A 7,277-nucleotide genomic window follows, 5' to 3' on the forward strand; every position below is an offset into this window, starting at 1 on the left:
AGGCGACCCCGGTCGATGGCTGCCAGGTCGGAACGGGCACCGGTGGAGTTGCGGCCGGCGCGCAGCGTGATGCCCGCCCGGGTGGACGTGGAGACCCGTACGGACGCCGTGATCCTGGCCTTGGCCACCCACGCGCATGGGCCGTTTCCGGGCCGGGAGATCGCGCCGTGCGGCTGCTCTGATGCCTTCCCGGACGCGGGGAGGGGCTCGCGTAGCTCGACCTTGAGCTGCTCGGGCACCTCCTTGCGTTCAGCGATGCCACGCAGGTCACAGGACAGAGCGCGGAACGACTCCGCACCCGCGAGGCTGGCGTCCGTCCTGCCCTCCGTCCCGTGATGCGTTGATCAGATCCCATGCCCGTTGCGATGTCCCGATCCTCCCACTGGAGCACCTCAAGAACGGCTGTCCCGAGGCCAGGGCCAGCGAGAGCAGAGCGCGCCTCACTGACCCGGCTTCGTAGGGTCCGGCGTCTCAGCGCTCTCCGTGTCCGCGAACGCCACCGTCTCCACCAGCTCGCCCCACGCGGAGTAGGGCATCCCCTTCTTGGGCAGACGGTCCTGCCGCTTGAGCGCAGCCCAGGCGAGGTACCGGACGAACACCACCGGCCGAGTGTGGAGCGCTTCGAGCGAGCTACACCCGAACGGCTGGAGCTCGAACTCGGCCAGCTCGCGCTGCCCGGCGGTGACGTCCTCGGTGGAGCCGTTGTCGTAGGTAACGGTCAGGTCATGCACTGTGGGTCAGTCCCTTCCGCGGATCAGGCGACGGTGCCGAACGTGGGCTGACCGATGACCGGCAGCGACACGTCGAAGGTGGCGAACTGGCCCTGCTCGCCGCCGAAGGGCACCGGCATGGCGATGGCGACGAACGTGGCCTTGGGCTTGCCGGTGCCGGCCCGAGGGGTCAGTACGACGTCGATCTCCAGGCCCTTGTTGTCGTTCAGCGCGTCGGCCAGGCCTGGGCGTTCGCCCAGTCCTGAATCCCGGCCAGCTCGAGAACCCAGGACGTCGAGTCCACGTCCTGAACGATGCCGTCCGGCACCAGGGTGCGCAGGGTCTGAATCGGCGTCTCGGGGACAAGCCGAGCCTTGGTGACCTGGTTGGCGTAGTCGGTGCCCTCCACGGTCATCACGCAGTCGCGGACGACGTAGGCACCAGCGGGTGCAGCCATGGTTACTCACTCCTCATCGTGAATCGGAGAGCGCTTAGGTCGCCTCCGCTGGTCTGTAGTGCGATCGGTTCTGCCGCGTCCACGTAGCCGACGGGGCGGAGTGCGTCCATCACGTCCGAGAGCAGCTCGTCAGAGCGGACGCTCGCGGCCTTGGGGTCGGCCGGCAGGACCACGAACACGCGCCAGGTGTGCTCGAGCGCGTACCCCTCGGCTGGCTCGGCGCCTCCCCACAGGGGCCAGGCGTGGCCCTCCACCATGGTGGACGGCGGGTAGGGCGTGGCGGTCAGCCCGTCCACGTCGGACAGGGCGGCGGCGATCTCGGCGCGCTTGCCTTCGATGCTCACGGGGTGCCGCCGTCGTAGCCGAACCGCAGGGGCCAGCCCTTCGGCTGGGCGGTGAACGTGGTGGTCCCCGAGGCGGTCTTGGCGAACGCCCAGTAGCCGCGGGTGCCCACGTTCGCCTCGGAACCGGGGGTGACCGTGGTGGTCACGCCCTGGCACTCCACCAGCAGGTTCACCGCGCCGGTGTTGATCACCCAGACGCCGATGTCGCCCTGGTCGCTGATCGCCTGCTTGGTCGTCGTCGCGGTTGCCACTCAGCCCACCACCATTCGCCGGTACGGGGCTTCGAGCCGCCGCACCTCGGGGTCCTGGCCGGGCACGTAGGAGGACGTCCCGGCGTCGTTGTCCCCCAGGGTCATGCCGAGCGGCAGAGAGCGCCGCGCGATGTTGCACTGAACCCGCCGCAGGAGTGCCTGCCGCAGGTCGTCGGTGTAGAGGCCGGTCCGGCACCGGGCGGCCTGCGCCGCGTACTCCGCTGCCAGCGCGTCGGCCAGGTTGACGTCCGTGGCCGCGCTGGTGCCGATGTACGCCTTCACGTCGTCCAGGCTGACCGGGTACTGAGCACCCGAGGCGACGAGCCACGTGGTGGCCTCGGCACCGGGCGGCACGGTCGTGACGAACACCGCGGCGTGCGGGCCGACCACCGTGGGCACGTAGTCCAGGACGAACAGCCCAACGGTGTCGGCGTCCTCGGTGACCGTGGGCGTGGCCGTGGTGCCGTCGGGCTTGGTGATGGTGAGGACGGCGGTCGCCGGACTGGCGGCCTCGCCCGTCTCATCCGTGACGGCGTAGGCCAGCGGCACCGCCTGGCCCAGCAGGTAGGTGGTCACGGCTACTCCCGGAACCGCTCGCGCCGGTCCTGCACCGCTCGACCGGCGTGAGCCGTACGCCGGTCGAGCGGGCCGGTTGGGGCGGTCGGAGTCTCCACCGTCGGCTCATCGACGGCCTCGGGTGCGGCCTTGGTGTTCTGCTTGCGTACCAACGGATTCACCTCCAGAGAGTGCGTGGACCCTGGGCGCGACCGGACCCACATTCGGCCGCGCCCAGGGAGCGGGCTACGCGGTCGGGTCGTAGTTGATGACGCGGACGCCGGCCAGGTCGCTGATCACGGCCGCGGCGTAGCCCCAGATGCCGACGAACACGCTCTTGACTTGATAGTCGAAATCCAGCTTCCGCGGGGCGGACGCCCAGCCGTGCACCGACTCCCGGTCGAACAGGTAGCTCTTGGCCGACACGCTGCCGGTCGCCTCCAGTGCCCACGCGGGGAGCATGGTCACGCCAGAGACGTCGATCGCGCTGTACCGGCTGCGGGCGGTGCCGCTCGCGTTCTGCGGGGCCAGGATCGGGAACAGCTTCCGACCGGACGAGTCCACAGCGGCGGCGAGCCGCTTGTAGAGGTCGATCTGGGCGAACGCGGTGTCCATCGTGAACCCGCCACGCACGTACTGGAGCGCGACGAAAGCGGCGTCGATCTCACCGGCCAGCGCGTCGTCCGCGGCAGCGGTGGTGAGGGTGATGGCGGTCGGGGACGCGGCGGCCAGCAGCGCGACGGCCTTGGCTTCCTTGGCCTCTTCCCACGCCTTGACCATCTGACGCCAGATCAGCCCGGACACCTGCGGGTTGCCGCCCTGGTCGATGACCTCACGGTTCACCTCCACCTTGCCGGACAGCGGCGCGGGGGTCACGGTGTCCAGCGTGGTGGTGAAGGTGCCCAGGCCCGGCTCGGTGCCCTCGGTGTGGTCGGCGACCAGGGAGCCGGCCGAGTTGAACTTCGGGAACGTGAAGGGCGTATTGTCCGAAATGCTCCCCTTGTCTATCGCGGCCCACACCGGGTAGTTGTAGGACCGCTGGTCCACGTACATCTCGGGGCGGTTGCCGGTCGGGTTCAGCTCGTTGACGTCGGTGGTCGCCACGGCGAAGTGGGCGGACATGAACTTCTCGACGCGCTGGGCGGTCTCACCGTCGGCGCGGTTCGAGGCCATGTCGAAGACGTCCGAGCTGAACTCGTGAGCGCCGCGCTCGCCGCTGAACCGGTAGGGGGCCTCTTCGGTCACGGCCAGGGTGGCCCGGTTCGGGTTGACGTCGGCGGGACGCTCGACGGAACCGAGCGCATCGCGGACGGCGGGCCCGGATCTGCTGCGCCCAGGTCGGTGGCGGAGAAGGTGGCCGACGTGGCGGCCGGCGCGGGAGCGGTCTGCTCGGTCGCGGTGTCGGACATGGTGATCAGATCCCTTTCGGTGGAGGACGCCGCGATGCTGGTCACCCGGCTGTCGTCGAATGCGGGTACTGCGCAGAGACTCACTTCTCGGAGAGCGCCGCCGCCGGGGGCGACGTCGAACGTGCCGTCAGCCGCGATGGTGCCGACAATCTTGTCATGGCCGTCCGGGGGGAACACGCCGACCGACAGGCCGTCCAGGACGCCCTCGGCGGCCAGGGCCAGCACGCGGTCACCCTCTGGCCCCACGGCGACCTTGAACCGGACCCACAGGCCGGTGTCGTCGGAGTCGAGGGCGACGGCCCGGCCGACGGCCTGGGAGTAGTTGTGGTCGCGCAGCAGCTTGACGCGGCTGACATCGGACCACGTGAGCGAGCCGGGCGCGAAGCGGAACTTCCGTCCGTCCGAGCGGGCCGTCTGGCCCCACGGCACGGCCAGGCCAAGGATCGTCCGCGACTCGCGGTCGAGAGCGAACGTCGCGTGAGGGCTGGCGTCAAGGACGACCCCCCGGGCGGCGTCGTCCTCGGAGAAGGTGGCGGCGGCGTGGGTGCTCATCTGCGGGGCCTCCAGAGCCGGTGGAGCGGCCGGGACGGGCGGGGTGACCGGCACGGGCTCGGGCTGCAGCTCGCGCTTCTGCGCGGCTGTGAGTGCCGGCCGGCTGTCGTCCGTGCGGATCTCGTCGGCGGTCAGCGCACCGAGCCCGTGATAGATCGCGGCCACCTCCGCCCGCGTCTTGGGGTCGGCCTTGAGGTAGTCGGTCAGGTCGAACCCGACGTAGAACCCCTGCCTGGTGATGTCGCCCATCGACAGCCGGTCCGTGATCGGCTTCATGTACTGCGCCAGAACGTCGTTGATCCGGTCGCGGCGGCGGTCCGTGGCGTTCTGGTAGGTGCGGCTGGTCGTGCTGATGCCCAGGTCCTCGGGGTCGAGCCCGATGGCGTTCGCGATGTCGAGGGCGGCCCGCCGCTGCAGCTCGACCAACTGGAGGTCGGCCGGCGTCGGCTGATTCACCGAGTTGTACCTGAGTGCAGCCGGGACGTAGCCCGTCGACCGCTGCTTGCGCCACGCGGCCCACTTGGTCAGGACGTCCTCGACCTCTTCGTCACTGGCCGGGTCGGCACCCTCACCCGGGCTGAAGTAGTCCAGCGGCCTCGGGTCGTTCGCATACATCTCCGCGGCCTCTTCGAGCGCGATGGCGCGGCGAATGGCCCGGCGGGCGGCGGTGAGCAAGGCGGGGTTCAGGCTGTCGAATCGGATCATGTCCCGGCCGGGCGTGACCTTGGCGTCAATCCACACCGCGGACGCCGGGTCGATGCCGGACGGCAGCAGGGACAGCGGCTCACCGCCTGGAGGTTGCTTGAGGTGCACCCGGTCCGGCGCGATGCGCTCGACCTTGGACGGGTAGCCGTTCCACCCGCGCTCGGTGACGTGCCACCAGCCGATGGCGTCGAACAGCAGGTCCTCGGCTAGCATCGACAGCATGACCGAGTTGGGGACGTCGCGGCTGATCTGATCGAACAGCGGGGAACGCTCGATGCGCTGGTCTGGCCCGTACTGCCGCAGCGGCAGCGTGGCGATGCCACAGATGAGGTTGCGACCGCGCAGGACGCCAGGGACCGACAGGGCGCGCTCACGGGTCACCGCGAGAAGGGACGACCCGGCTGAGTTGGCGGTGATCACACCGTCAACCATCACCAGCTCGGGGATCGACTCGGAGAAGGTTGCCTCGGCCACACGACCGGCGAACCTGAGTCGATCGAGAAACCTCACGGTGCCAGTGTACGACGAATCCCGTCGTCAGACGAGCATCACGCAACCGACTCCGTCGCGCGTGGCCCGATGAGCCGCGGCCTGCCCACCGGAGGCGGGCATCGTGCGGGCCAGGTGCGTCGCGCCGGCCGCCGAGTAGGCGGCGTCCACGTGCCCGACGCCGCGCCGGACGAACCGCCAGCCGTCGGCCACTGGGAACCGCTTCGCCCCGAGCACGTGCGCGGTCAGCAGCGGGTCACCCGGGTGCAGGATGCGCCGCGACTGGACCGCCTCGGCCAGGGCCTGGCAGGCGGCGGTCACGTCCTTGATGGGCTCGAACTTGAGCGTGGCCAGGTCGGCGGCGAGAGCGTCTGTCGGACCCTTGAAGTAGCCTCGGGATCTTGGCCTGATCTTGGTCATCCACTCGGGGAGGTCAGCCATCGCCTCACGAGTGGACTCCCACGAGGCCACGGCCTCCACACGCACCCGGCCATCGGCGCCGACGGCGGCGGCGGTGAGCGTCACGTGCCCCAGGTCGGGCGCGACGTCGATGCAGACGGCCACCCGGGCGCGCAGGCCATCGAGGGTGAGCGAGGCGTCCCGGCACGCCTCCCAGGCGTCAGCCGGCACGGCGACGTCGGCCAGGGTGTCCACGCGCTGGCAGAGTCGTTCGGTTCTGAACACCGCGGGCGGGTCGGTGGTCAGCGCGGATCTGATGGCTTGCTCGGACACGATGTGGCCGAGCCCCGGATTCGCGTAGGTCCACGCCTCCCGGTCGTCCAGGTCGCAACCATCGGGCGCGCTCCACTCCGCGATGCCCAGGGTTGGGTCGGTCCCGGCGAGCGCGCTGTCCCGGAGCGCGTTCAGGACCACGCTCTCGTCACCGCCAGCGTTCGAGATGACCAACGTGAGCGCGCCCGGCCGGGCCGTCGTGGTGGCGGCGAGCGCGCTCCAGGCCCCCCAGTCGCGTTGTTCTCGCGCCTCGTCCATGAACAGCACGTCAACCGACAGCCCGCGGCCGGCCGATCGGTTGGCCGCGCCGATCTTCCAGCGTCGGCCGCCGATCAGAGAGACGTGCTCGTCCCCGTTGGTCCGGCTGACCCGCTCCAGCTCGGCGCGCAGCGAGGGGTCGGACTCGATCGTCTGGCACGCGGCCCGCCACGACTCCCGGGCGACGTCCAGGCTCTGGGCAACCGACAGGATCAGGCGCGCGTCGCCCAGGTAGAGGAACCACAGCCCGAGTACCCGCATCAGGTGGCTCTTCCCCGACTGGCGGGCTACCAGGATCAGGAACGTACGGAACCGGAGCCCGCCCGACGGCCCCAGCTCGAGCATGCGGATCACGGCCTCTTCCTGCCAGGGCAAGAACGGCTCGTGCAGGACGTCCCGGGCGAAGTCGATCACCTCATACCCGAGGCTGGTCTTGCGGGTCAGGCGCCGGAGAGGCTCGATGCCCAGCCTCGGCTCAGGCCTGCCGCGCAGCACGGAGCCTGTCGAGGGGGGACTGGGCATCGGGGGCACCTCCCTTCGAGGCGGAAGCGCGAGCCTTGGGGGTTGCGCCCAGCTCGACCAGCACGGCCAGCAGCTTGGGGGCGAGCGCGGCGATGACGCCAGCCTTGCCGCAGCACTCGGGACAGCCGTCGCCGTTGTCGATGGACTCGGCCAGCAGTAGTGCCAGGCGGACCGCGGCGGCGTCCACAGCGTCCCCGCTGAGCGCCTGGGTGGTGGCGGCCACCGCGGGGGCCAGCAGGCCGTCAGCGTTGCGTAGGTGGCGAGTCGTGGTCACTTCCGGCCTCCAGGTGGCT

The 7,277-nt window shown here is 70.4% G+C and carries 11 protein-coding genes; all 11 read right to left on the reverse strand.

Features of this window, described 5'->3' with window-relative positions:
- The coding region (locus IPJ61_RS21335) for a hypothetical protein (protein WP_297112632.1) at positions 1 to 239 on the reverse strand (239 nt) is incomplete at its 3' end.
- Positions 240 to 440: 201 nt separating this feature from the next.
- Positions 441 to 731, reverse strand: a complete 291-nt coding sequence (locus IPJ61_RS21340; protein WP_297112636.1) for a hypothetical protein — start codon at positions 729 to 731, stop codon at positions 441 to 443.
- 205 nt (positions 732 to 936) lie between these two features.
- A complete protein-coding gene (locus IPJ61_RS21345) occupies positions 937 to 1,167 on the reverse strand; it encodes a hypothetical protein (RefSeq protein ID WP_297112639.1) in 231 nt (76 codons plus the stop codon).
- A 2-nt stretch (positions 1,168 to 1,169) separates the two neighbouring features.
- The gene (locus tag IPJ61_RS21350) at positions 1,170 to 1,511 is read right to left on the reverse strand and encodes a hypothetical protein (protein WP_297112642.1); all 342 of its coding nucleotides are present in this window, start codon (positions 1,509 to 1,511) and stop codon (positions 1,170 to 1,172) included.
- Positions 1,508 to 1,762, reverse strand: a complete 255-nt coding sequence (locus tag IPJ61_RS21355) for a hypothetical protein (protein ID WP_297112645.1) — start codon at positions 1,760 to 1,762, stop codon at positions 1,508 to 1,510. The genes IPJ61_RS21350 and IPJ61_RS21355 overlap by 4 nt, the downstream gene beginning before the upstream one ends.
- Entirely contained in the window at positions 1,763 to 2,338 is a 576-nt protein-coding gene (locus tag IPJ61_RS21360) for a hypothetical protein (protein ID WP_297112648.1), read from the reverse strand.
- 2 nt (positions 2,339 to 2,340) lie between these two features.
- Positions 2,341 to 2,490, reverse strand: coding sequence for a hypothetical protein (locus IPJ61_RS21365; protein WP_297112651.1), 150 nt, complete (start codon positions 2,488 to 2,490; stop codon positions 2,341 to 2,343).
- Between the two features lie 73 nt (positions 2,491 to 2,563).
- A complete protein-coding gene (locus IPJ61_RS21370; protein WP_297112653.1) occupies positions 2,564 to 3,562 on the reverse strand; it encodes a hypothetical protein in 999 nt (332 codons plus the stop codon).
- Complete coding sequence (locus tag IPJ61_RS21375) at positions 3,559 to 5,493, reverse strand: phage portal protein (protein ID WP_297112656.1); 1,935 nt, start codon at positions 5,491 to 5,493, stop codon at positions 3,559 to 3,561. Before IPJ61_RS21375 ends, IPJ61_RS21370 begins: the two co-directional genes overlap by 4 nt.
- Before the next feature lie 27 nt (positions 5,494 to 5,520).
- The gene (locus IPJ61_RS21380; protein ID WP_297112659.1) at positions 5,521 to 6,984 is read right to left on the reverse strand and encodes a hypothetical protein; all 1,464 of its coding nucleotides are present in this window, start codon (positions 6,982 to 6,984) and stop codon (positions 5,521 to 5,523) included.
- The coding region (locus IPJ61_RS21385; protein ID WP_297112662.1) for a terminase small subunit at positions 6,938 to 7,277 on the reverse strand (340 nt) is incomplete at its 5' end. The genes IPJ61_RS21385 and IPJ61_RS21380, both read right to left, overlap by 47 nt.

The sequence above is a fragment of the Tessaracoccus sp. genome (assembly GCF_016714275.1).
Classification (GTDB): domain Bacteria; phylum Actinomycetota; class Actinomycetes; order Propionibacteriales; family Propionibacteriaceae; genus Arachnia.

Bases quoted from the DNA above. Each gene is read 5' to 3' on its own strand.
- IPJ61_RS21345 (WP_297112639.1), bottom strand. From the start codon at position 1,167: ATGGCTGCACCCGCTGGTGCCTACGTCGTCCGCGACTGCGTGATGACC.
- IPJ61_RS21380 (WP_297112659.1), bottom strand. From the start codon at position 6,984: ATGCCCAGTCCCCCCTCGACAGGCTCCGTGCTGCGCGGCAGGCCTGAG.